This is a genomic window from Albimonas pacifica (assembly GCF_900113695.1).
GTDB lineage: Bacteria > Pseudomonadota > Alphaproteobacteria > Rhodobacterales > Rhodobacteraceae > Albimonas > Albimonas pacifica.
The window spans coordinates 354,285-375,986 of sequence record NZ_FOQH01000008.1 but is presented as its reverse complement, the minus strand read 5'-3'; the positions used below and the strand labels follow the sequence as shown (position 1 = coordinate 375,986).

At 74.2% G+C, this 21,702-nt stretch carries 20 protein-coding genes; 10 read left to right on the top strand and 10 right to left on the bottom strand.

The window, feature by feature from the left end:
• Positions 1 to 323: 323 nt before the first annotated feature.
• From BM064_RS18860 to BM064_RS18850, 3 genes are read right to left on the bottom strand one after another with little or no spacing between them, the layout of a single operon-like run.
• Positions 324 to 1,007 carry an SCO family protein gene (locus BM064_RS18860; RefSeq protein WP_092862178.1) on the bottom strand — a complete coding sequence of 228 codons (684 nt, stop codon included), beginning with the start codon at positions 1,005 to 1,007 and terminating at the stop codon, positions 324 to 326.
• Entirely contained in the window at positions 1,004 to 1,780 is a 777-nt protein-coding gene (locus BM064_RS18855) for a hypothetical protein (protein ID WP_245779211.1), read from the bottom strand. Before BM064_RS18855 ends, BM064_RS18860 begins: the two co-directional genes overlap by 4 nt.
• On the bottom strand, positions 1,777 to 2,259 hold the full coding sequence (locus BM064_RS18850) for a hypothetical protein (RefSeq protein WP_218161075.1): 483 nt from the start codon (positions 2,257 to 2,259) through the stop codon (positions 1,777 to 1,779). The genes BM064_RS18855 and BM064_RS18850 overlap by 4 nt, the downstream gene beginning before the upstream one ends.
• A gap of 187 nt (positions 2,260 to 2,446) precedes the next feature.
• Here BM064_RS18850 and BM064_RS18845 point away from each other — a divergent pair, with 187 nt between their 5' ends.
• Positions 2,447 to 2,884 carry a PaaI family thioesterase gene (locus BM064_RS18845; protein ID WP_092862176.1) on the top strand — a complete coding sequence of 146 codons (438 nt, stop codon included), beginning with the start codon at positions 2,447 to 2,449 and terminating at the stop codon, positions 2,882 to 2,884.
• A 44-nt stretch (positions 2,885 to 2,928) separates the two neighbouring features.
• Here BM064_RS18845 and BM064_RS18840 read toward each other — a convergent pair whose 3' ends face one another.
• The 3 genes from BM064_RS18840 to BM064_RS18830 all read right to left on the bottom strand — a co-directional run bounded on the left by BM064_RS18840 (position 2,929) and on the right by BM064_RS18830 (position 5,815).
• Positions 2,929 to 3,708 (bottom strand): hypothetical protein, encoded by a 780-nt coding sequence (locus BM064_RS18840; RefSeq protein WP_092862174.1) that lies wholly within the window; start codon positions 3,706 to 3,708, stop codon positions 2,929 to 2,931.
• 157 nt (positions 3,709 to 3,865) lie between these two features.
• Complete coding sequence (locus BM064_RS18835) at positions 3,866 to 4,993, bottom strand: carboxylate-amine ligase (RefSeq protein ID WP_092862172.1); 1,128 nt, start codon at positions 4,991 to 4,993, stop codon at positions 3,866 to 3,868.
• A 135-nt stretch (positions 4,994 to 5,128) separates the two neighbouring features.
• The gene (locus BM064_RS18830; RefSeq protein ID WP_092862170.1) at positions 5,129 to 5,815 is read right to left on the bottom strand and encodes a DNA-3-methyladenine glycosylase I; all 687 of its coding nucleotides are present in this window, start codon (positions 5,813 to 5,815) and stop codon (positions 5,129 to 5,131) included.
• A 499-nt stretch (positions 5,816 to 6,314) separates the two neighbouring features.
• On the opposite strand from BM064_RS18830, the gene BM064_RS18825 reads away from it, so the two are divergent.
• The 4 genes from BM064_RS18825 to BM064_RS18810 all read left to right on the top strand — a co-directional run bounded on the left by BM064_RS18825 (position 6,315) and on the right by BM064_RS18810 (position 10,544).
• Complete coding sequence (locus BM064_RS18825; RefSeq protein ID WP_092862168.1) at positions 6,315 to 6,689, top strand: Mth938-like domain-containing protein; 375 nt, start codon at positions 6,315 to 6,317, stop codon at positions 6,687 to 6,689.
• Positions 6,690 to 6,931: 242 nt separating this feature from the next.
• Positions 6,932 to 8,842, top strand: coding sequence for an acyltransferase family protein (locus BM064_RS18820; protein WP_177236325.1), 1,911 nt, complete (start codon positions 6,932 to 6,934; stop codon positions 8,840 to 8,842).
• A 255-nt stretch (positions 8,843 to 9,097) separates the two neighbouring features.
• The gene (locus BM064_RS18815; RefSeq protein ID WP_092862164.1) at positions 9,098 to 9,694 is read left to right on the top strand and encodes a superoxide dismutase; all 597 of its coding nucleotides are present in this window, start codon (positions 9,098 to 9,100) and stop codon (positions 9,692 to 9,694) included.
• Positions 9,695 to 9,905: 211 nt separating this feature from the next.
• Positions 9,906 to 10,544, top strand: a complete 639-nt coding sequence (locus BM064_RS18810) for a hypothetical protein (protein ID WP_092862162.1) — start codon at positions 9,906 to 9,908, stop codon at positions 10,542 to 10,544.
• On the opposite strand, the gene BM064_RS18805 is transcribed toward BM064_RS18810, so the two are convergent.
• Positions 10,534 to 11,439, bottom strand: a complete 906-nt coding sequence (locus BM064_RS18805; protein ID WP_092862160.1) for a hypothetical protein — start codon at positions 11,437 to 11,439, stop codon at positions 10,534 to 10,536. The genes BM064_RS18810 and BM064_RS18805 overlap by 11 nt on opposite strands.
• An 88-nt stretch (positions 11,440 to 11,527) precedes the next feature.
• Positions 11,528 to 12,088 (bottom strand): LOG family protein, encoded by a 561-nt coding sequence (locus tag BM064_RS18800; RefSeq protein WP_092862158.1) that lies wholly within the window; start codon positions 12,086 to 12,088, stop codon positions 11,528 to 11,530.
• A gap of 150 nt (positions 12,089 to 12,238) precedes the next feature.
• Here BM064_RS18800 and BM064_RS18795 point away from each other — a divergent pair, with 150 nt between their 5' ends.
• Both BM064_RS18795 and BM064_RS18790 read left to right on the top strand, forming a co-directional pair.
• Positions 12,239 to 13,540 (top strand): LysM peptidoglycan-binding domain-containing protein, encoded by a 1,302-nt coding sequence (locus BM064_RS18795; RefSeq protein ID WP_092862156.1) that lies wholly within the window; start codon positions 12,239 to 12,241, stop codon positions 13,538 to 13,540.
• 133 nt (positions 13,541 to 13,673) lie between these two features.
• The gene (locus tag BM064_RS18790; protein ID WP_092862154.1) at positions 13,674 to 15,530 is read left to right on the top strand and encodes an ABCB family ABC transporter ATP-binding protein/permease; all 1,857 of its coding nucleotides are present in this window, start codon (positions 13,674 to 13,676) and stop codon (positions 15,528 to 15,530) included.
• A 370-nt stretch (positions 15,531 to 15,900) separates the two neighbouring features.
• On the opposite strand, the gene BM064_RS18785 is transcribed toward BM064_RS18790, so the two are convergent.
• Together BM064_RS18785 and BM064_RS18780 are read right to left on the bottom strand one after the other, a co-directional pair.
• The gene (locus BM064_RS18785) at positions 15,901 to 16,398 is read right to left on the bottom strand and encodes a phosphatidylglycerophosphatase A family protein (RefSeq protein ID WP_092862152.1); all 498 of its coding nucleotides are present in this window, start codon (positions 16,396 to 16,398) and stop codon (positions 15,901 to 15,903) included.
• A gap of 23 nt (positions 16,399 to 16,421) precedes the next feature.
• Positions 16,422 to 17,645 (bottom strand): bifunctional 2-C-methyl-D-erythritol 4-phosphate cytidylyltransferase/2-C-methyl-D-erythritol 2,4-cyclodiphosphate synthase, encoded by a 1,224-nt coding sequence (locus tag BM064_RS18780; protein ID WP_245779210.1) that lies wholly within the window; start codon positions 17,643 to 17,645, stop codon positions 16,422 to 16,424.
• Positions 17,646 to 17,834: 189 nt separating this feature from the next.
• Here BM064_RS18780 and dusB point away from each other — a divergent pair, with 189 nt between their 5' ends.
• The 3 genes from dusB to ntrC are packed head-to-tail and all read left to right on the top strand — an operon-like array spanning position 17,835 to position 21,472.
• Complete coding sequence (gene dusB / locus BM064_RS18775) at positions 17,835 to 18,881, top strand: tRNA dihydrouridine synthase DusB (RefSeq protein WP_177236324.1); 1,047 nt, start codon at positions 17,835 to 17,837, stop codon at positions 18,879 to 18,881.
• Between the two features lie 12 nt (positions 18,882 to 18,893).
• Positions 18,894 to 20,021: a two-component system sensor histidine kinase NtrB gene (locus tag BM064_RS18770; protein ID WP_092862148.1), complete on the top strand. Its 1,128-nt coding sequence runs from the start codon at positions 18,894 to 18,896 to the stop codon at positions 20,019 to 20,021.
• On the top strand, positions 20,018 to 21,472 hold the full coding sequence (gene ntrC / locus BM064_RS18765; RefSeq protein ID WP_425426179.1) for a nitrogen regulation protein NR(I): 1,455 nt from the start codon (positions 20,018 to 20,020) through the stop codon (positions 21,470 to 21,472). The genes BM064_RS18770 and ntrC overlap by 4 nt, the downstream gene beginning before the upstream one ends.
• Positions 21,473 to 21,702: the final 230 nt, after the last annotated feature.

Sequence of the window (21,702 nt, the reverse complement as noted above, 5' to 3'; positions counted from 1 at the left end):
TCCCTCCCGCGCGGCAGGGGCGGGCCGGTGCGACGGTTGCCATGGGGCCCCGCCGGGGAAGGTCGGGGCCTCCCCTGACGGCGCCTGGCGCCGGGGGCGCATTGTGCGCGCTCGCCCGCAGAGGGCGCCTCGCGGCCGCCGCTAGGCGCCGGCGGCGCGTGGAAGGTCGGACCGCCGCCGCCGGGCGCCCTCGCCCCGCGCGCGAGGCCCGCCGCGCCGCGCGGGCGCGACCGGGCCGCCGGCGCGCGGGGCGACGCGCGGCTCCCCCGGCGCGCCCGGGGCGCGCCGGGGGACGGGACCGCGGGCGGCCGCGTCCGGAACCCTCAGAGGTAGGAGGCGAAGACCTCCGCCATGCGGCGGGGCGAGATGATCGGGGGCAGCAGGGTCAGCACCTTGCCGTCCGCCCCCACCAGGTAGACGAAGCTGCCGTGGGCGTAGACGGGCGAGCCGTCGGGGAGCTCGGCCACCTTCTCCATCTGCACCTGGAAGGCGTCGCGGATCGCCTGCAGCTCGGCCTCCGAGCCGGTCAGGCCCACCAGCTTCTCGTGCCACTGCGGCAGCGCCTCGGCCAGCGCCTGGGGCGTGTCGCGGGCGGGGTCGATGGTGACCACCACCGGCGTCACCTCGAGCCCTGCGTCCAGCAGGATGTTCGTCGCCCCGGCGATCCGCGGCAGCACCACCGAGCAGATCGACTGGCAGGAGACGTAGCCGAAGAACAGCGCATAGGGCCGGCCGGCGAAATCGGCCTCCGTCACCTCGCGCCCGGTCTGGTCGACGAGGTGGAACCGCGGCGCGATCTCGAAGGGCAGGGGCGCCGCCTCGGGCATCGCCGAGGCCTCCTCCCCGCGCACCGCGAGGCCCGCCTCGCGCAGCGCCTGCGCCGCGCGGTCCCGCTCCGCCGCCGCCTGCGGCGCGGGGGGCGCGGCCTCCCCGGCCCGCGGGGCGCCGGCCGGGAGGGTCAGCGCCAGGGCCGCGGCGAGCGCCAGGGCGTGGGAGATCGGGGTCATGGGAACCACTCTTCCAGGAATCGCGCGTCGGTCTCGAGCCCCAGGCCCAGCCAGCCGTCCCGCGCCACCAGCGCCTGCACGCGGGGGTCCTTGCGGAACCACGGACCGGGGGCCGAGGCCAGGTCGGGATAGCGCTCCGCCCAGGCCTGCGTCCAGCGGTCGGCCTTCACGAAGGCGTCGTCTTCCACGGCGCGGATGCGCTGGAGCTGGAACACGCGGGCGGGCGCGGTCTCGGGGTCGCCGACCATCAGCCCGTCGACCTCCACCGCCCGCCCGCACCACGGCAGCAGGTCGAGCGCCGCGCCGGTGAACAGCGGCTGGCCGTTCTTGGCCGCCAGCACCAGCGCCCCGTCGGCCGCGCGCACGAGGCCGAGCTGCCGTCGCCCGCCGCCGCAGTCCTCGGGGCAGTCGCCGGTCAGCTCGCACAGCACGTCGACCACGCGGGCCTCGAACCGCGCCTTCTCCTCGCCCGAGAGACCCCAGGACTCCGCCTCGCTGCCCGCGGCGAAGGGGCCCTCCTGGGCCGAGACGGGCAGGGCGGCGAGGCCGCAGAAAAGGGAGGCAAGAAGGGCGGAGGCCGCCCACGCCCGCCGGGCAGGCGCCCGCGGTGGGATGGAGGCGCGGCGGTCCAGCCGGCCGGCGACGGCCCGGAGAGTGGCCGCGCCTCGGCCGAAGATGGGTTTCAGGAAGGCCGGGCCAACCGCGGCGCAGCCTGCGGGGGCGTCGCCCGCGGCGGCGTCGACGGCCGCGGGGGCGGGGACCAGGGCGCTCATTCCTGCGGCTCCGGGATCGCGAAGGGCGGGACCACGCCGTAGTCCTCGTGGCTGTGGTTGGGCGTGCCGTGGTTGGCGACCACCTCCTCGACGATGATGTAGGCGATGCCGTCGCGCCGGTGCAGGATCCCGTCGGCGACCACGCGGTCGGACTGGATCTCGAGCAGCGTGTCGCCGCCCGCGACGTCGTCCGAGCCCTGCCACTTCAGCACCATGTAGACCTCGCCGTCGTCGCCCAGCAGGCCGACCGGGATGCCGCCCGCCGCGCACCACATGGCGCAGGTGTGGTGGGCAGAGCCGACCACCGCGTCCGGCCCCCCCATCACGCCCGAGAGATAGCACCAGGTGTCGATGATCTCGCCCTCGACCTGCACCCGCTCGCCGGCCGCGGGCGCGGCCTGCGCGCCCCCCGCCGCAAGCAGCCCGGCCGCGAGCGCCGCCGCCCCCGCGCGCGCCGCCCTCGATCCCGTCGCGATCATCGCCGCCTCCCTCCGCCGCCGGGCCTCCGCGGCCCCGAAATCACCCTAGCCCCGTCGCCCCCGACCTGTCGTCACATGCTCGCGCGCAGGGCGCGAGACCGCCGCGGCGCCGCGGCGCGCGACGGGGGCGGGCGAGTCGCGCTATGACCTACCGACCGGCCGACAGGCATTCACCCCGGAGACCGCCATGCCCCCGCCCGAGGGCTTCGCCCCCCATTTCCGCTCCAGCCCCCTGACCGAGCCCTGGGAGCCGATCCTGTCGCGCATCGACCCCGGCGAGGCGGTGCGCCTGGGGCTCGAGCTGCGCGAGGCGCACTGCAACGGCCGCGGCTTCGTCCACGGCGGCCTGATCGCGGCGCTGGCGGACAACGCCATGGGCCTGAGCTGCGCCCTGGTCGCGGGCGCGCTCGAGACGCCTGGCGCCCCGCCGCCCGAAGCGCCGCGTCGCGGCTACCTCACCGTGGGGCTGACGGTCGACTACCTCGCCACCGGCCGGCCGGGACAGTGGTTCGAGGTCCGCCCCCGGGTGATCCGCGTGGGCCGGCGCATGGCCTTCGCCGACGCGCTGGTCGAGATCGACGGCAAGCCCGCCGCCCGCGCCTCGGCGAGCTTCCAGGCCGCCTGACGCCGCCGGGGCCCGGCCACGACCCGGGCCCGCGGCCTCGCGGGTCAATCCACCGGCTCTTGGATCCGCCGGCTCTGGTAGTCGACGCGGAAGCGCAGCGTGGTCTGGGCCTGCCGCTCGCAGGTCCGCGGCAGTCGGCTCTGGGAGACCGAGCGCCCGTCGCCGCGCAGCCCGCAGCAGCGCATCAGGTCGTGGGCGGCCTCGGCCCAGGCGGGGAAGGCCTCGCCCCCGAAGTCGAAGGCGACGCTGCGCCCGGTCTGGTAGGGGTTGGCGAAGCTCACGTGCAGCCCCGGCGCGGCGCGCAGTTCGTCGGCGAAGAGGATCGTCGCCTCGGTGCGCCAGCGCCGGGCGGTCTCGCCGCTGCGGCGCAGGTCGAGCACCGCGTCCACGTCCAGCTCCCCGTCGGTCCCGCCGGAGAGGCGGCTCATCTCCTGCGGGCTCCAGCGCATCAGGGCGCCGTCGTGCTCGAAGGCGGCGTGCAGGCGGCGGGTCTCGCGGGCGCCGTAGAAGACGAAGGCCTCGGCGTCGGCGTCGATCTCGGCGACTAGGTAGGGCTCGCGCAGGGTGAAGCGGGGGTCGGAGCGGGACGGATACTCGGTGACCGCGCAGACCATCCCCAGCCGCGCGGCGCCGTCGCCGGAGGTCGAGACGATCTCTGGCCCGAAGCTGACCGCCAGGGTCACCTCGCTGGGCAGCCCGCCGGCGGTCTGGGCGGCGGCGGGCGCGCCCGCGACGACGAGCGCGGCCAGCGCGCCCCGCGCCGCGCGGGACAGGGCGGCGAGGACGGCGCGGCGGACGGGGGGAAGCCGGCGGCATCGGGTCAAGGCGATCTCCGGCGGCGCGGGACCGGGGGTGGGCAGCTGAGCGCCGCATGAACGGACCGATCAAACATCCCGCCGCCGAGCGTCGTCAACGCTCCATGCGCCCCTGCGTCAGCTCGCCCCCGTCGCGGCGGCCGCGGACCGGCCCGGCCCGCCCGGCTCAGTCTTCGCGGAACTCCGCGATCAGTCCGTCGACGACCTCGCGCAGGGCCTCGCGGTCGTCGGCCCCCTCCCGCCGCGCGCGGGCGTAGGCGGCGCGCTGGCGGGCGGCGGAGTCGCCCTCGGCCGCGATCCGCCGGGCGTGGAGCAGCTCGGCCCGGCAGCCAAGCGTCTCGGCGTCGGACAGGGTCAGCTCCAGGATCTCCTCGACCAGGTCCGCGAAGGGGGCGAGCCGCCGGCGGCCGTGGTCCACCAGCTTCGCCTCCGCCCCGTAGCGCTGCGCCCGCCAGCGGTTCTCGTTGACCAGCGTCGCGGGATAGACCCGCCAGCGCTGGTTGCGGGTGCGCAGGCGCAGCAGGAAGCCCAGCAGCGACTGCCACACCGCCGCCACCGCGGCCGCGTCGCGCACGCGCGAGCAGACGTCCGTCACCCGCTGCTCCAGCGTCGGGAACTTGTCCGAGGGGCGCACGTCCCACCAGATCCGGGTCGCGTCCTCGATGCAGCCCGAGGCGACCAGATGCTCGGTCAGCCGGCGGTATTCGGACCACGACGCCAGCGGGTCCGGCAGTCCGGTGCGGGGCAGGGCGTCGAAAACCGTCAGGCGGTAGGAGGCGAGGCCCGTGTCCTCCCCCTCCCAGAACGGCGACGAGCAGCTCAGCGCCAGCAGGTGGGGGAGGAAATAGGCGGCCTGATTCATCAGGTCGATTCGCAGGTCGTCGTCCTCGACGCCCACGTGGACGTGGCAGCCGCAGATCAGCATCCGGCGCACCGGGTGGCCCAGGTCCTCGCGCAGGGCGTCGTAGCGGGCCTTGCGGGTGTGGGTCTGCTCGCGCCATTTCGCGAACGGGTGGGTGGAGGCGGCGATGGGGGCGTAGCCGAAGGCCTCCGCCGCCTCGGCGACGGCGCGGCGCAGGTCGGTCAGCTCGGCGATCGCCTCGGGGACCGAGGCGTGGGGACGGGTGCCCACCTCGACCTGGCACTGCAGGTATTCGGGCGTCACCCGGTCGCCGAGGGTCTGGGAGCAGAGGTCGAGGAACCCCGGGTCGGGCGAACGCACCAGGTCGCGCGTCTCGCGGTCGACGACGAGGTATTCCTCCTCGATGCCCAGCGTCAGGCTCGGACGGTCCATGGCGCGCCTCCCTTGCGTGCGCCCGCGGCTGTCCCGTCGCGCCTCCGGGGGGCGCCGCGCCCCGCCGGATGCGCGCCAGGCTGCTGTCCGCGCAGGCGCTATCCGACAGATAGCGTCCCGCGCCGGAGCGCCCACTCAGGCCTCGGCCGTCGGCCCCACGGTCAGGGCGAGCACCTTGGAGATCTGCATCATCGGCCGCCCGCTCTCGGCATGCCAGATGTCGAAGGCGGTCTGGATCGCGCGCATCGCCTTCTTCGAGGTCGCCGGGCCGTCGATCACCCCCTCGCGCTGCAGCGCCGCGGTCACGTCGGGCGAGAGCACGAACCCGTCCACCCCGCGCCAGCGCAGCAGGTACATGCCGGTCAGCCCCCCCAGCCGCGCGCCGCGGGTCTTGAGCAGCTCCAGCAGGCCCACGTAGTCGGTCTTGGGCCAGTCGACGAAGACATGGCCCGCGGGCTTGCGGCGCTCCTCCGAGAGGGCGCAGAGGAAGGCCGCGTTCTCGCGGATCGCCTCCATGCGCATCCGGTTGCGGATCAGGTCGCGGTTGGCGGCGAGATCGTCGAGCGCGTCGTCGGACAGCATCCGGATCTTCCAGGGGTCGAAGCCGTCGAAGGCGGCCTCGAAGGCGGGCCACTTGTCCTCGACGACCTTCCAGTTGAAGCCGGCCGAGAACACCTGCTTGCCGATGTCCGAGAGCCACTGGCTGTCCGAGATCTTGTGGAGCGCCTCGATCGGGGCGGGATGGGGCAGCTCCGTCTCCACCGCCGCGTGGCCGCCCTTGCGCGCCCGCGCCATCTCCCACAGATCCCTGAACGGGGTCATACGCCGCCTCCCTGTCGCCGCTCGCCGGGGCCGTCCCCCTCGGCGCCCCAGCAAGCCCCGCCGCCCGGCGTCCTGTCCACCCCAATCCGCGCGCCGCCCGCCCCCCGCGCCCGGACGCGACGCCGGCCGAGCCCCGCAAAGCGCCTGTTCTCCGGAGCCGTCTCTCGCGGATGCCGCCCGGAGCGACTCGCCCCCTCCGGTCAGGGATCGCGAAGCGACCGCGCGCAGCGCGGCTTGTCCTTGACCGGAGGGGGCGAGTCGCTCAGGCATCGCAAGCGAGAGGCGGATCCGGAGACTAGGCGCGGGCCTTGTTCTTGGGTGAGTCAGGAGCCCGCCGGAGGCTCCCCCCGTCCCCCGACGTCCGAGCCAGCCGCCCTCAAGTGCGCCCCAGCCAAGCCCGCCCGCAGGGCGCCCGGCGCCCGCCCGCGGTTCGACTCCCCAGCCTTCGCGCGCTACCCTGCGCCCTCGACCTGCTGACCCCGCCGGAGACCCGCGCCCCATGCGCATGATCGAGATCGACTACGAGGCCCGCCCCCCCATCGACGCCTACGGCGGCGGAGGCTTCCGCATCGCGGGGGAGAAGCGGCTCGGCTCGCTCCTGCACCTTCCCTCGGGCCTCTCGACCTGGTCGGTCGCCGCGCCTTCGGAGGCGACGGCGGAGGCCTTCGCGGCGGTGCTGGCCGAGGCCGGCGAGATCGACGTGCTGCTGGTCGGCATGGGCCCCGACATCGCCCCCCTTCCGCGCGGCGCGCGCGAGGCCTTCGAGGCCGCCGCGCTGGGGGTCGAGACCATGTCGACCGCCGCCGCCTGCCGCACCTTCAACGTGCTGCTGGCCGAGGACCGCCGCGTCGCCGCCGCCCTGATCGCGGTCTGAGCGCCGCGCGGCCGGCCGGCCCGCCGCGTCGCGTCCCCTGCGGCGGAGCAGGGCGCATCCAGCCCCATCTTCGACCGCCGCCCGCCCGGTCCCCCGCGCGGGGCGCCGGGCAGGGCGGCTGCGCGCAAGTGCGGCGCCCGGTTCAGGATTGCAGGAAAAGTTCATTTTCGGTTCAAATCGGCGCGAGCTGACAAGCGGCGGCGCCTCTCGCCGGCGACCGCCGCGCCCCGATGGGAGCCGCGATGCATCTGAAGGAGATCCAGGGCCTCCGCGCCGTCGCGGCCTTGCTGGTCGCGGTCTACCACATCTGGTTCCACCGGGTGTCGGGCGGGGTCGACGCCTTCTTCGTGATCGCGGGCTACCTGCTGTTCACCAGCCTGTTCCGGAAGGGCGATTTCGCGCCCGCCGCGATCCGGCGCTACTACCAGCGCACGATGGCGCGGATCGTGCCGGGGGTGGCGGCGGTGGTGGCGGGGACCTGCGCGCTGTTCTACGCGCTGGAGGTGGATTCGATCTGGCGCGCCCAGATCCTCGACGCCGCCGCCTCGCTGGGCTTCGTGATGAACTGGTGGCTGGCGCAGACCGGGCGAGACTATCTCGACATCGGCGCGCCGCCCTCGCCGTTCCAGCAGATGTGGGCGCTGTCGCTGCAGGTGCAGCTCTATTTCGCCCTGCCGCTGGTCGCCTGGGCCGTGCATGCGGTCGTGACCCGCCTCAGGCTGGGCGAGCGCTGGGTGTTCGGGATCCTGGCGGCGCTGGCCGTCGTCTCCTTCGCCTACGCCCAGTCGATGGTCTTCATCGACCAGCAGCGCGCCTATTTCGACAGTGTCGCGCGGGGGTGGGAGTTCCTGCTGGGCGGCCTTCTGGCGCTGAGGATCGAGCGGCTGCGGCTCTCCGCCCGCGCTGCGAAGGCGCTGGGGCTCGTCGCGCTGTTCGTCTTCTGCACATTCGCGGCGGCGATCCCGGCGGCGGACCTGTTCCCGGGCGCGGTGGCGCTGATCCCGGTGCTGGCCACCGCCGCGATCATCGTGGCGGCGCGCAACGGCGGCGAGATCCGGCCCCTGACCGCGCCGGCGATGCAGCGGCTGGGCGACCTCTCCTTCGCCTTCTATCTGTGGCACTGGCCGCTCTACGTGGCGGTCTGGATCCGGACCGGGGACGCCGACGTCGGCCTGCTGCCGGGGCTGGGGGTGATCGTGCTCGCGGGCCTGCTGGCGCAGGCGACCACCGCCTGGCTCGAGGCGCCCTTCCGCCGCAGCCGCTGGGCCAACGGCCGCTTCGCCGCCGCCGCGCTGGCCTGCGCGCTGGTTCTGGCGCCGGCGGGGCTGGCGGTGGGGGCCTGGGGCGCCGCCTATCTCGATGCGCGGCGCGAGGCGAACGAGGCGATGGCGCGCTTCAAGGCGGGGCAGGACGTCGCCGGCGTGCTGCCGCCCACGGTGGTGCTGCGCGCCGACGTGGCCAAGGGCTATTACGGCGACTGCCACCAGGTCGGAACGGCCGAGGCGGCGAAGCGCTGCGTCTACGGCGCGAAGGACGGCGACCGGACCGTGGCGCTGGTGGGGGGCTCGCATTCGCTGCAATGGCTGCCCGCGCTGGAAGTCCTCGCGGAGCGCGAGTCGTCCCTGCGCATCCTGGCGCTGACCAAGGCCTCCTGTCCGTTCACCTTCCCCGATCCGAGCTTCGAGCTGGCGCACGCGCCGTCCTGCGCCGAGTGGACCCGCCGGGTGATCGAGAGCCTGCTCGCCGAGCCGCCCGCCATGGTCCTCACCGTGGGCACCCGGATGACCAAGATCGGCGAGGTGGTGCCCGAGGGCTTCGCCGCCGCCTGGGCTCCCCTGCTCGAGGCGGGCATTCCGGTGGTGGCGCTGCGCGACACGCCGCGCCCGGGGTTCGACGCGGGCCTGTGCGTGGACCGCAGCCCCGACCTCTCGGCCTGCGCGGTGGAGCGCGACGCGGTGCTGCGCCCGACGCCCTTCGGGCCTGGGGAGGTCCCGGAGGGCGTGCGGCTGATCGACCTCTCGGACCTGTTCTGCGACGACCGGATCTGTCCGCCGGTGCGCGGCGACCTGATCGTCTATCGCGACGCGAGCCACATCACCGCCACCTACGCCCGCGCCAACGCCCACCGGCTGGCGGAGGCGCTGGGCCAGTGACGGGCCGCCGCTCGCGCATCGCGGGCAAGCCCCGGCTCGGCCCGCGCCCGGCGGCCGGGTTCCGCGCCGCGGCGGGGCGTTCCGTTTTCGCCACGACCCCCTTGGACGTCTCCGGAGCGGGGGCTATGTGTTGGACGCGGCCGGCCCCCCGCGCGTTGCACGCAACGCTGCATCGGCCGCCCGAATGACCCAAGCGGCGACCGCCGCGCCGGAGGGGGCCCCTCCGGTTTCCCAAGAACGACCGGGAGCTTTTCCATGGCCTTCGAACTTCCCCCGCTGCCCTACGCCCACGACGCCCTCGCCGACGCCGGCATGTCGAAGGAAACGCTCGAGTTTCACCACGACATCCACCACAAGGCCTACGTCGACAACGGCAACAACCTGATCAAGGACACCGAGTGGGCCTCGAAGTCGGTCGAGGAGATCGTCGTCGGCACCTACGACAAGTCCGCCGTGGCGCAGTCTGGCATCTTCAACAACGCCTCCCAGCACTGGAACCACACCGAGTTCTGGAAGATGATGGCGCCGAAGATGGCGATGCCCTCCGAGGTCGAGAAGGCGCTGACCGAGGCGTTCGGCTCGGTCGACGAGTTCAAGAAGGCCTTCTCCGCCGCCGGCGCCGGGCAGTTCGGCTCGGGCTGGGCCTGGCTGGTCAAGGACAAGGACGGCTCGCTGAAGGTCACCAAGACCGAGAACGGCGTGAACCCGCTGTGCTTCGGCCAGACCGCGCTGCTGGGCTGCGACGTGTGGGAGCATTCCTACTACATCGACTTCCGCAACAAGCGCCCGGTCTACCTGCAGAACTTCCTGGATAACCTGGTGAACTGGGAATACGTCGCCGCGAAGCTCTGAGCCCGCGCGACCTCAGGTCCGGGAAGGCCCCGCCCCACGGCGGGGCCTTCCGCGTTTCCGGGGGCCGTCGCCCCGTCCGGCGTTGACGCTACGTTTTCGATCCGCGGCATTGATCATGATCTTTGGGCATGTTCCCCTCGCGATTGGTTGCACCTGAAACCAATTGCCGGAGCGGGCGGAGACGACCCCGCCGCTCCCGAAGAGAGGCGACATGTACCGCGCGATTCCGGCGGCCGCGTTCCTGGCCGCGCTTCTTCCGTCGCCCGCAGGCGCGGCGAGCCTGTCGCTGTTCGTGACGACGCTCGGGGCCTCGGCCGACCACCCGGCCTTCCGGATCGAGAATACCTCCACCGACGGCGCGCGGATCGAGACGTTCAGCCTCACGATCGGCGACATGGCCTTCAACTTCGACCGGGTGACCAACCGCCAGCGTTTCGGGGTCCAGTCCTCGACCCTGACCAGGGGCGGGACCGGGCAGGCGGGGCAGCGCACCGACGCGATCGCCTTCGCCTTCGAGGGCTTCGACGCCGGGGACGCCTTCGCTTTCCGCGCCGAGCTCGACCCCGACTCCGGCTCGGGCACGGTCGACTTCCGCGAGATCTTCTTCTCCAACGACGGCGGGAGCGTCGTGCCCAACGCCACGTTCACCGCCCTGTTCAGCGAGGACCGAACCGTCACCGCCCGCTTCCAGGAGGCGCTGGCCCCGGCCGAGAGCTACACGCTGACCGCGGGCGACAGCGGCGGCGTCGATCCGATGCCGATCCCGCTGGCGGCCTCGGCCCCGGCGCTGGCGGCCGGGCTCGCGGCCCTGTGGGCGGCGGCCCGGCGGCGGGGGCGCATCAGCGGCTGATCACCTTGCGGTCCACGAAGACGCGCATCATCGCGTCGAAGTCGGTGTTTCCCGCCAGCGACTTGCCCTCGAGCTGGCGGAGCTGTCGGTAGAGGCCCTTGGCCGCCGACATCTGGTCGGTGGCGAAGGCGGTCGCCGTGCGCTTGGCGAGCTCGCGCAGCCTGGGGTCGCCGCAGTTGCGGAAGCCGCAGAGCTGGAGCTTCTTGGTGCTGGCGTCGATCGTGGCCTTCTTCTTCACCGGCGGCTTGCGGGTGCGCACCGAGGCCATGGCCGCCTCCGGCGTCATCGGCAGCTTCTCGGCGGAGACGAGGGCGGCGGCGGCCTTCTTCGCGCCCGCCTCGTCCCCCAGCGCCTGGGCGAGCATCAGCGCCTCGAGCTTGCGGGGGTCCTTCACGCCCAGCAGGCTCGCGGCCTTCTTCGGATCGCCCATGGTCTTCTTCGCCTCGGCCAGGCGCCGCGCCTGGTGATGGGCGCGGAAGGTGGGACGGGTGAAGAACGCGTCCATGATCCGGCGGTCGAAGAAATTGCGCAGGTTCGCGGTCTCGATCTCGACCATGCCCCGCCAGTCGCGGTCGGTCATCGCGATCCGGTCGAGCGTGCGGCGCTCGTCCGGGGTGAGGTCAGCGGGCTTCTTCGCGGCCAGCCTCTCGGCGAGCTCGGCCTGCGCCGCAAGCTTCTTCATCATGCCCGTGATCAGCACCGGCTTCTTCGCCTTCGGGCCCAGGTGATCGTCCCAGATCGCGCGGCCCTTCGGCGGGGACGCCAGGAAATCGAGCGCGTTGACCATGGTCTGCACGCCGCTGCAGTCCTCCCGCAGCACCGCGGCCAGGGTCCTGTCCTTGAGGATGTCCATCACCTTGTCGGGGTAGGAGATGCCGTCGATCTTCCGGGCCATTGCGCGCCGCTCCTCGCCTCATCGCGCGACCGGTCCGGCGCGCGTTCGACGATGAGTGCCCCCGGGCGCGCGGGAGGTTCGCGGCCCCTCAGCCCGCGAGTTCCTCCAGCCGCGCCAGCAGGGCGGTGGCGTCGGGGACGGTTTCGTAGAGGCGGTGGAAGCTCTCCCCCGCCATGCCCTCGGCCACCACGTGGTCGATCAGGGCCAGCAGCGGGGCCCAGTAGCCCTCGGTGTCGAGCAGCAGCACCGGCTTGTCGTGCAGGCCGAGCTGGCGCCAGGTCAGCGCCTCGAACAGCTCGTCGAGCGTGCCGGCGCCGCCGGGCAGGGCGACCACGGCGTCCGAGTTCATCAGCATCACCTTCTTGCGCTCGTGCATGGTCTCGGTGACCACGTAGGAGGTCAGGTCGCGGCGCCCGACCTCCAGCGCCTCGAGGTGGCGGGGGATGACGCCGAAGGTCTGGCCGCCCGCCTCGCCGGCGGCGCGCGCGACCTCGCCCATCAGGCCGACGTCGCCGGCCCCGTAGACCAGCCGCATGCCCCGCGACGCCAGCCCCCGGCCGACCGCCTCGGCGGCGAGGCGATAGCCCTCGCGCGCGCCGTAGCGCGAGCCGCAGTAGACGCAGACGCTGTAGGGATGGGCGCGGGCCATGGGAAACCTCCGGAGGGGCGGGGCGAGGGGGACGAGGGGTCGCCCGCCGTCGCCATGAAACGGACATGAATTGCGCTGCGGCGCGTTCGGGCGCATGGTATTCGTCGCGAAAGCCCCGCGGGGCAAGGGAAAAACGGCGGAAGACGCGCGATGGCCGATTCGAAGGCGACGATGCGGATCGCAGCCGTCGCCATTGCGGCGGCGGCGGCGGGCGCGGCCGTGCTGGCGATGACCGGATGGCTCGGGCCCTCCGGCCCCGGCGCGCCGTCGGGCGCCCCGGACGCGCCCCCCGCGGCGCAGCCGGCCGGGCAGGGCGGCGCGCCCGCCGCCGCGGTCCTGCCCGCCGCCCGGTCCCCCGAGCCGGACCCGCGATCCGCTCCCGCCCCCGACCTTGCGCGCGGAGCGCCCGAGCCGCCCGCGGCCGAGATCCCGGCCGAGGGCGCGCCCCCCGCCGAGGCGCCCCGCTTCGACGTGGTGCGGGTCGAGCCTGACGGCGCCGCGCTCGTCGCCGGCCGCGCCGCCCCCGGCGCCACGGTCGAGGCGCGCATCGACGGCGAGACGGTGGGCGAGGCCACGGCCGACGCCACGGGGCAGTTCGTGCTCTTCGCCCAGGCCGATCCCGGCCCCGCCGCGCGCGAGATGACGCTCGCCGCCCGCCTGCCGGGCCGGCCGGAGACGGTCTCGGCCGACAGCGTGCTGATCCTGCCCGGGGGGCTCGCCCCCACCTCGGCGCCCGATGCGGCCGCGCCCCTCCAGCCTGCGCCCGCGGCGGGCGAGCCGCTGGCCCTCGCCGCCGCGCCGCCGGCCGCGGGGGACCGTGATCCGGCGCCCGCGCCTGCGGCGGCCGCCGGCGAGACGCCCCAGGCCGCGGCGCCCGGCGCGGCGGCGGAGGCGACGGTCGCGGACGCGCCGGACGCGCCGCCGGTGCTGCTGCGCACCTCGTCGACGGGCGGGGTCTCGGTGCTCGATCCTGCGGCGCTGGGGCCGGCTTCGGGGGTGACGCTGGACGCGCTGACCTACACGGCGCGGGGCGAGGTGCATCTCGCGGGGCGCGGCACGGCGGGGCGCACGGCGCGCATCTACGCCGACGACCGCGCCCAGGCCGACGCGCCGATCGACGGGCAGGGGACCTGGACCGCCACGCTCGCGAGCCTGACCGAGCCCGGCCGCTACACCCTGCGGGTCGACGAGATCGACGACGCGGGCCGGGTCGCCAGCCGCATCGAGTCCCCCTTCCTGCGCGAGCCGCCCGAGGCGCTGGCCGCCCTGCCGGACCAGGTGGTGGTCCAGCCCGGCCACAGCCTGTGGGCCATCGCGCATGCCAGGTATGGAAGCGGGACCCGCTACGCCCTAATCTATGGCGCGAACCGGGAGCGCATCCGCGACCCCGACCTGATCTATCCCGGCCAGGTCTTCGACCTGCCGTCGGGAGAGGCGCCGCCCCCCCGCTGACGCGGCCCGGGGCGCCGGCGCCGCTCTCCCGCTCCCGCCGTCGAGCGCGGGCCCGTCCGGGCCGCCGCGTCCTCCCGCCGCCCCAGCCGCCGTCCGCTCCGCCGGGCGCGCCCGCCAGGAACCCGAGCCCCCGATGAGACGCATCCGAACTCCGCCCCGCGGGGCTCCCGACGCGCTGGAGGGCGCCGACGGCGACATGCGCATCCTCGCCCGCGTGGCCCCGTGGCTCTGGCCCGAGGGCGAGGGCTGGGCCAAGCGGCGGGTGGCGGGGGCGCTCCTGCTGCTCGCCGTCGCCAAGGCGGCCACGGTGGCGACGCCGTGGTTCTACAAGGCCGCGGTCGACGCGCTCGCGCCCGCGGGCGGCGCTGCGGACGGCGGGCAGGGCTGGGGGATCGGCTGGCTGGTCGCGGCGGGGCCGGTCGCGCTGGTGATCGCCTACGGCGTCGTGCGCCTGATGGGGGCCGGCTTCCAGCAGCTTCGCGACGCGGTCTTCGCGCGCGTCGGCCAGCGGGCCCTGCGCCGGATGGCGCTGACCACCTTCCGCCATGTGCACGCGCTGAGCCTGCGCTACCACATCGCCCGGCAGACCGGCTCGCTGAGCCGGGTCATCGACCGGGGCGTGAAGGCGGTCGACTTCCTGCTGCGCTTCCTGCTGTTCAGCCTCGCGCCCCTGATCATCGAGCTGGCGCTGGTCGCGGTGATCTTCCTGCTGGCCTTCGACTGGCGCTACTTCGTGGTCGTGGTGGCGATGATCGTCGCCTACGTCTCCTTCACCTTCGCCGTCACCGAGTGGCGGGTGCGCATCCGCCGCCGGATGAACCAGGAGGACCAGGAGGCGACCCAGAAGGCCGTCGACAGCCTGCTGAACTTCGAGACGGTGAAATACTTCGGCGCCGAGGAGCGGGAGACGCAGCGCTACGACCGCTCGATGGCCGCCTACGAGGACGCGGCGGTGAAGACCGCCACCTCGCTCGCCGCGCTGAACGCGGGCCAGGCGGCGATCATCGGGGCCGGGCTGGTGGCGGTGATGGCGATGGCCGCCCAGGGCGTGCAGGCGGGGACGCTGACCGTCGGCGACTTCGTGATGGTCAACGCCTACATCGTGCAGATCACCATGCCGCTGGGCTTCCTCGGCACCGTCTACCGCGAGATCCGCCAGGCGCTGGTGGACATGGACGAGATGTTCCGCCTGATCGACCAGCCGCCCGAGGTCTCGGACCGGCCCGGCGCGCCGGCCCTGCGCCGCGGCGCCGGGCGCATCGCCTTCGAGGACGTCCTTTTCGCCTACGAGCCCGAGCGCCCGATCCTCAAGGGCGTCTCGATCGCGGCCGAGGGGGGCGAGACGGTCGCGGTGGTCGGGGCCACCGGCTCGGGCAAGTCGACGCTGGGGCGGCTGCTGTTCCGCTTCTACGACGTGCAGGGCGGCCGGGTGACGGTCGACGGGCAGGACGTGCGCGAGGTCGCCCAGGCCTCGCTGCGCGAGGCGATCGGCGTGGTGCCCCAGGACACGGTCCTGTTCAACGACACCATCGGCTACAACATCGCCTACGGGCGCGAGGGCGCGAGCCGGGCCGAGGTGATCGCGGCGGCCCGCGCAGCCCGGATCCACGACTTCATCGAGGGCCTTCCCAAGGGCTACGACACGGTCGTCGGCGAGCGGGGGCTGAAGCTCTCGGGCGGGGAGAAGCAGCGGGTGGCGATCGCCCGCGCGATCCTGAAGAACCCCCCTATCCTGGTGCTGGACGAGGCGACCTCGGCCCTCGACACCCAGACCGAGCGGGAGATCCAGGAGAGCCTGAAGCGCCTGTCGAAGGACCGCACGGTGCTGGTCATCGCCCACCGCCTGTCGACGGTGGCGGACGCGGACCGCATCGTGGTGCTCGACGACGGGCTGGTGGTCGAGAGCGGGCGCCACGCGGAGCTTCTGGCGAAGGACGGGCGCTACGCCCGGCTGTGGCGCCGGCAGCAGGAGACGGACGAGGCGGCCTGAGACGGAGCGGCTCCCGGGCGCCTGGGCGCCCTGCGGGCGGGCTTGGCCGCGGGGCGCTTCCGGGGGGGCATTGGAGGGGATCGGCGGGGGGGGGGAGCCTCCGGCGGGCTCCTGACTCACCAGAGAACAAGAACGCCCGCGCCTGTTCTCCGGAGCCGTCTCTCGCTGATGGATGCCTGAGCGACTCGCCCGCCCCGGTCAAGGACAGGCCCCGCTTCGCGGGGTCGCTGCGCGATCCTTGACCGGGGCGGGCGAGTCGCTCTGATCGGCATCCGCGAGAGACGGCTCCGGAGAACAGGCGCTTTCCGGGGCGCCGTGGGGCGAGGGGCGCCGTCGGCGGGCGGGGCGCCGGGACGGGGAGGGGGCCGGATCAGAACCAGCCGTGGGCGATGGCGGCGGAGGCGGTGACCACGATGGCGGCGAGAAGGCCCGCGACGAGGTCGTCGGCCATCACGCCCAGCGCGCCGGGAAGACGCTCGGCCGTCGAGACGGGCGGGGGTTTGACGATGTCGAACAGGCGGAACATCACGAAGGCCCCGACCCAGCCCGGCCAGGGGAACACATGCGCCGGCGCGCCCGCCAGGAACAGGCCCAGCGACAGCGGCGCCATGGCGAGAAGCTGGCCCGAGAGCTCGTCGGCGATGACCTCGCCCGGGTCCTCGTCGTCGCCCTTCAGCGCCAGGTAGCGGTCGATCGAGGTGTAGCCGAGCGCCACCGACACGATCAGGCCGAAGGCGAACAGCGGAAAGCCCCCCGCCCAGTGCAGCGCGAAGCCCACCGGCAACGCCACCAGCGAACCCACCGTGCCCGGCGCGACGGGCGTCGCCTCGCCCAGGCCGAACAGCGTCGCGAAACGGGCGGTGATCATGCGCGCGGCTCCGTGGTCAGGCCTCATCGGCAGGGTCCCGGCAGGGCGATCGAAGCCGCCGCCTGCGCCGCGATCCCCTCGCCCCGTCCGGGAAATCCGAGCCGCTCGGTGGTCGTCGCCTTGACCGAGACGCGCTCGAGGTGAACGTCCATGATCTCCGCCAGCCGCGCCCGCATTGGGTCGGAATGGGGGCCGATCTTGGGCGCCTCGCAAATCAGCGTGATGTCGGCGTTCAGCAGCCGGCCGCCCCGCGCCGCCACCCGCTCCATCGCCTTGCGCAGGAAGATCTCGGAGGGCGCGCCCTTCCACTGCGGGTCGGAGGGCGGGAACCAGCGGCCGATGTCGCCCTCCGCCAGCGCGCCGAAGATCGCGTCGGTCAGGGCGTGCATCCCCACGTCCGCGTCCGAGTGGCCCGAGAGCGTGCGGTCGAACGGGATCTCGACGCCGCAGAGCCACAGGCTCGTGCCCGGCGCGAAGGCGTGGACGTCGAAGCCGGTGCCCACGCGCACCTCCGGCGCGGCGGCCTGGAGCCAGGTCTCGGCCCGCGCGAAATCCGCCGGCGTGGTGAGCTTCAGGTTGACCTCGTCGCCCTCGACCATCTCGACCTCCAGTCCTGCGGCCTGCGCGACCGCCACGTCGTCCGTCATCTCCCGGCCCGCCGCCGCGCGATGGGCGGCGAGGATCGCGTCCAGCGCGAAGCCCTGCGGGGTCTGGGCGCGCAGCAGGCCGGCGCGCTCGACGCCCGCGCCCGCCGGGCCGCCCAGCGCGCCGCGGCGCAGCGTGTCGACCACCGGCAGGGCCGGGCAGGCGCCCTGCGACCCGCGCGCCAGCGCGTCGAGGACCCGCCCCGCCAGCGCCGGCTCGGCGAAGGGGCGGGCGGCGTCGTGGATCAGCACCGCGCAGGCGCCCGAGGTCCCGGCGCGGATCGCCTCGAGGCCGAGGCGCACGCTTTCCTGGCGCGTGGCGCCGCCGGAGACGGGCGCGGCGAGTCCCAGGCCGCGGGTCGCCTCGGCATAGGCCTGCGCGTCCTCGGGGTGGATGACGACCCGGGTCCGGGCGGCCGAGGCGCCCGGCCAGGCGGCGACGGCGGCGAGGGTGCGGCGCAGCACCGCCTCGCCCCCCAACGCGCGATACTGTTTCGGAGCGCCGGGGCCCGCCCGCGTGCCGCGCCCCGCGGCCACGACCAGAACATGGACCGGGCCGGGGCCCGCGCGATCGCCGTCGAGGGTCGGGGTCGGGTCGGACACGGGGCCGCGGCGCCTCCTGCGCGGGACTGGGAGCGGGAGCGAGGCGGCCGGCCGGCCGCGCCCCCGCGGGACGAAGTCGCGCCCCGCGCGCGTGAAATGCGCCCCGGGGCGGGCGATGGGTGGCACGCGGCCTTGCGTCCCGCAAGGGGCGGCGATATCCCTTGCCCGGGCTGCATAAGGAATGGGCAGGTGTCCCTCGCGATAGGCAATCTGGCGTTGCGAAATCCGGTTCTGCTCGCGCCGATGGCAGGAATCACCGATTTGCCCTTCCGCAGGCAGGTCGCGCGGTTCGGCCAGGGCGCGGACGGCGCCGGCGTGAACGCGCCCGGGCTGATGGTCTCGGAGATGATCGCCTCGCGCGAGGCGGCGCAGGGCGACCTGCGCGCGCGCGCCAAGGCGGAGATCGACGGCGCGCTGGGCGCGACCTCGGTGCAGCTCGCCGCCCGCGACCCCGAATGGATCGCCGAGGCCGCGCGCTACGCCGAAGGGCAGGGCGCCCCGGTGATCGACATCAACATGGGCTGCCCCGCGCGCAAGGTCACCGGCGGCCTGTCCGGCTCAGCCCTGATGCGCGAGCCCGACCACGCGCTGCGCCTGATCGAGGCGACGGTCGCCGCCGTCTCGGTCCCGGTCACGGTGAAGATGCGGCTGGGCTGGGACGACGGCTCGCTGAACGCGCCCGATCTCGCCCGTCGGGCCGAGGCGGCGGGCGTCGCCATGGTCGCGGTGCACGGGCGCACGCGCTGCCAGTTCTACGAGGGCCATGCCGACTGGGGCGCGGTGCGCGCCGTGGTCGAGGCGGTCTCGATCCCCGTGGTGGTCAACGGCGACGTCGTGGACGGCGAGACGGCGGCCGAGGCGCTTCGCCTTTCGGGCGCCGCGGGGGTGATGGTCGGGCGCGCCGCGCGCGGCCGGCCCTGGCTGCCCGCGCGGATCGCGGCCCATCTCGCCGGCCGGCCCGCGCCCGAGGTTCCCACCCTGGCGGAGCAGGCCGGCGGCCTCGCCGACCACTACCGCGACATGCTCGCCTTCTACGGCCGCGACGTCGGCCTGCGTTGCGCGCGCAAGCACCTCGACTGGCGGCTGTCGGCGCTGCCGGGAGGGGCGGCCGTGCGCGATGCGCTGGTGCGCGAGACCGATCCCGAGCGGGTGCTCGACCGGCTCGCACGCCTGCCGGACCTGCTCGCCGACGCCCCCGACGCCGCCCGCCCCGCCCCCGCCCGTCGCGCCGCCTGACCCGGTTCCGAGATGACAGAGATCCCAGCCCAGACCTGCCCCGCCATCTGGAACGCCGTGCCCTTCGCAGCCCTGGTGCTCGACCCCGAGGACCGGGTGCAGGACGCGAACTCGGCGGCGGAGGTGTTCTTCGGCCTCTCCACCCGCTCCCTGACCGGGCGCAGCCTGGAGAGCATGTTCGGCCCCGCCTCGCGCGTCGCCGACCTGGTCGACCAGGTGCGCCACGGCTCGGTCAGCCTCGCCGAGCACCAGATGGAGCTTTCGGCCACCGACCGCGCGCCGCGGATCGTGGACCTCTACGTCAGCCTCGTCTCCGACGACGCGGGGCAGGTGCTGGTGATGATCCAGCCCCAGACCATCGCCGAGAAGATGGACCGCAGCCTCAGCCACCGCGCCGCCGCCCGCTCGGTCACCGGCATGGCGGCGATGCTGGCGCATGAGATCAAGAACCCGCTGGCCGGCATCTCGGGGGCGGCGCAGCTTCTGGCGATGCAGCTCGGCGACGAGGAGACCGAGCTGACCGACCTGATCCGCGAGGAAGCCGAGCGCATCGCCTCGCTGCTCAACAAGGTCGAGCTCTTCGGCGACAGCCGCCCCGCCCCGCGCGAGCCGGTGAACATCCACGACGTGCTGGACCGCGCCAAGCGCTCGGCCGCCGCGGGGTTCGCGCGCCACGTGCGCTTCGTCGAGGAATACGACCCCTCGCTGCCGCCCACGGCGGGCGACGCGGACCTGCTGATGCAGGTCTTCCAGAACCTGCTGAAGAACGCGGCCGAAGCGACGCCGCAGGTCGGCGGCATGATCACCATCCGCACCTCCTACCGTCCCGGCATCCGCATGGCGGTGGCGGGCGGGGGGACCGAGTCGCTGCCCCTGCAGGTGACGATCTCCGACAACGGCTCGGGCGTGCCCGACCAGCTCAAGCGCGACATCTTCGAGCCCTTCGTGACCTCGAAGGCCACCGGCTCGGGGCTCGGGCTCGCGATGGTCTCCAAGCTCGTCGCCGACCATGGCGGCGTGATCGAGTGCGAATCCGATCCCGGCTGGACCACCTTCCGCGTGCTGCTGCCGGTGTGGACCGACCCCGCTGCCAAGAAGAAGAAACCCGCCCCCCGGCGCCGGAAGGAGAAGACGGCATGACCGGCCGCATGAACGGCACCATCCTCGTGGCCGACGACGACCGCGCGATCCGCACCGTGCTGAGCCAGGCCCTGTCGCGCGCCGGCGCGCGGGTGCGCTCGACCGGCTCCGCCTCGACGCTGTGGCGCTGGGTCGAGGACGGCGAGGGCGACGTCATCGTCACCGACGTGATGATGCCCGACGGCGACGCGCTCGACCTGCTGCCGGCGATCCGCAAGAAGCGGCCCGACCTGCCGGTGATCGTGATGTCGGCGCAGAACACCATGCTGACCGCGATCCGCGCCGCCGAGGTCGGGGCCTACGAATACCTGCCCAAGCCCTTCGACCTGCGCCAGGTGCTCGAGCATGTGGACCGCGCCCTGGAAGGCGCGCGCAAGCCTGCGCCGACCGCCTCCGACGGGCCGCGGGACGAGGGCCTGCCGATCATCGGCCGATCCCCTGCGATGCAGGAGGTCTACCGGATCATGGCGCGCCTGATGAACACCGACCTGACGGTGATGATCAACGGCGAGAGCGGCACCGGCAAGGAGCTGGTGGCGCGCGCGCTCCACTCCTTCGGCTGGCGCAAGCAGGGCCCGTTCGTGGCCGTGAACATGGCCGCCATCCCGCGCGACCTGATCGAGGCCGAGCTCTTCGGCCACGAGAAGGGCGCCTTCACCGGCGCGACGGAGCGCTCGGCGGGCAAGTTCGAAGCGGCGGCGAACGGCACGCTCTTCCTCGACGAGATCGGGGACATGCCGCTCGACGCCCAGACCCGGCTGCTGCGCGTGCTGCAGGACGGGCAGTTCACCCGCATCGGCGGGCGCACGCCGATCAAGGCGGACGTGCGGGTGATCGCGGCGACCCACCAGGACCTGCGCACCCTGATCAACGAGGGCTCGTTCCGCGAGGACCTGTTCTACCGCCTCAACGTGGTCCCGATCCGCCTGCCGCCGCTGCGCGACCGGACCGAGGACATCCCCGACCTCGCCCGCGCCTTCCTGCGCAAGGCCGAGTCCGAGGGCCTGCCGCGCAAGGCCATCGCCAACGACGCGGTCGAGGCGCTGAAGGGCCAGACCTGGCCCGGCAACGTGCGCGAGCTCGAGAACCTGATGAAACGCCTCGCCGCGCTCTGCGCCGACGAGGTGATCACGCTGGCCGACGTGGAGCGGGAGCTCGCCGCCCGGCCCTCGGCCGCGGCGCCGGAGATGGAGCGGGGCGCCTCGCTGGGGGCCTCGGTCGAATCCCACCTGCGGGCCTATTTCCAGCTCCACGGCGACGCGCTGCCGCCGCCGGGCCTCTACGACCGGATCCTGCGGGAGGTGGAGCTGCCGCTGATCGCCCTGACCCTGTCGGCCACCCGCGGCAACCAGCTGCGCGCCGCCGACCTGCTGGGGATCAATCGCAATACCTTGAGGAAGAAGATCCGGGAGCTTGACATTCCTGTCACGCGCGGCAAGACATTGATGTAAGTTTGCAACAGTGACAGGCGGCGGGCGACACGCCCCGCCGCCCGCGCGCTTCCGGGACGGAGGGGGTCTCGACGGCGACGCGGAGGCGCAGGCGGGGATCGCAGCCCCCGCGCGGCGCCGTCGCAACCCGGGGAGGCCCAGTGACCCAGCGCACGATCCGCGCCGCCAGATCCGCCGCAGAGGCGGTGGCGTCGCTCCCCTCGCTGGCGCTGCGCGGCGAGCTCTCCCGG

Bases quoted from the DNA above. Each gene is read 5' to 3' on its own strand.
- BM064_RS18860 (WP_092862178.1), bottom strand. From the start codon at position 1,007: ATGACCCCGATCTCCCACGCCCTGGCGCTCGCCGCGGCCCTGGCGCTG.
- BM064_RS18855 (WP_245779211.1), bottom strand. From the start codon at position 1,780: ATGAGCGCCCTGGTCCCCGCCCCCGCGGCCGTCGACGCCGCCGCGGGC.
- BM064_RS18850 (WP_218161075.1), bottom strand. From the start codon at position 2,259: ATGATCGCGACGGGATCGAGGGCGGCGCGCGCGGGGGCGGCGGCGCTC.
- BM064_RS18845 (WP_092862176.1), top strand. From the start codon at position 2,447: ATGCCCCCGCCCGAGGGCTTCGCCCCCCATTTCCGCTCCAGCCCCCTG.
- BM064_RS18835 (WP_092862172.1), bottom strand. From the start codon at position 4,993: ATGGACCGTCCGAGCCTGACGCTGGGCATCGAGGAGGAATACCTCGTC.
- BM064_RS18830 (WP_092862170.1), bottom strand. From the start codon at position 5,815: ATGACCCCGTTCAGGGATCTGTGGGAGATGGCGCGGGCGCGCAAGGGC.
- BM064_RS18825 (WP_092862168.1), top strand. From the start codon at position 6,315: ATGCGCATGATCGAGATCGACTACGAGGCCCGCCCCCCCATCGACGCC.
- BM064_RS18820 (WP_177236325.1), top strand. From the start codon at position 6,932: ATGCATCTGAAGGAGATCCAGGGCCTCCGCGCCGTCGCGGCCTTGCTG.
- BM064_RS18815 (WP_092862164.1), top strand. From the start codon at position 9,098: ATGGCCTTCGAACTTCCCCCGCTGCCCTACGCCCACGACGCCCTCGCC.
- BM064_RS18810 (WP_092862162.1), top strand. From the start codon at position 9,906: ATGTACCGCGCGATTCCGGCGGCCGCGTTCCTGGCCGCGCTTCTTCCG.
- BM064_RS18805 (WP_092862160.1), bottom strand. From the start codon at position 11,439: ATGGCCCGGAAGATCGACGGCATCTCCTACCCCGACAAGGTGATGGAC.
- BM064_RS18800 (WP_092862158.1), bottom strand. From the start codon at position 12,088: ATGGCCCGCGCCCATCCCTACAGCGTCTGCGTCTACTGCGGCTCGCGC.
- BM064_RS18795 (WP_092862156.1), top strand. From the start codon at position 12,239: ATGGCCGATTCGAAGGCGACGATGCGGATCGCAGCCGTCGCCATTGCG.
- BM064_RS18790 (WP_092862154.1), top strand. From the start codon at position 13,674: ATGAGACGCATCCGAACTCCGCCCCGCGGGGCTCCCGACGCGCTGGAG.
- BM064_RS18785 (WP_092862152.1), bottom strand. From the start codon at position 16,398: ATGATCACCGCCCGTTTCGCGACGCTGTTCGGCCTGGGCGAGGCGACG.
- BM064_RS18770 (WP_092862148.1), top strand. From the start codon at position 18,894: ATGACAGAGATCCCAGCCCAGACCTGCCCCGCCATCTGGAACGCCGTG.
- ntrC (WP_425426179.1), top strand. From the start codon at position 20,018: ATGACCGGCCGCATGAACGGCACCATCCTCGTGGCCGACGACGACCGC.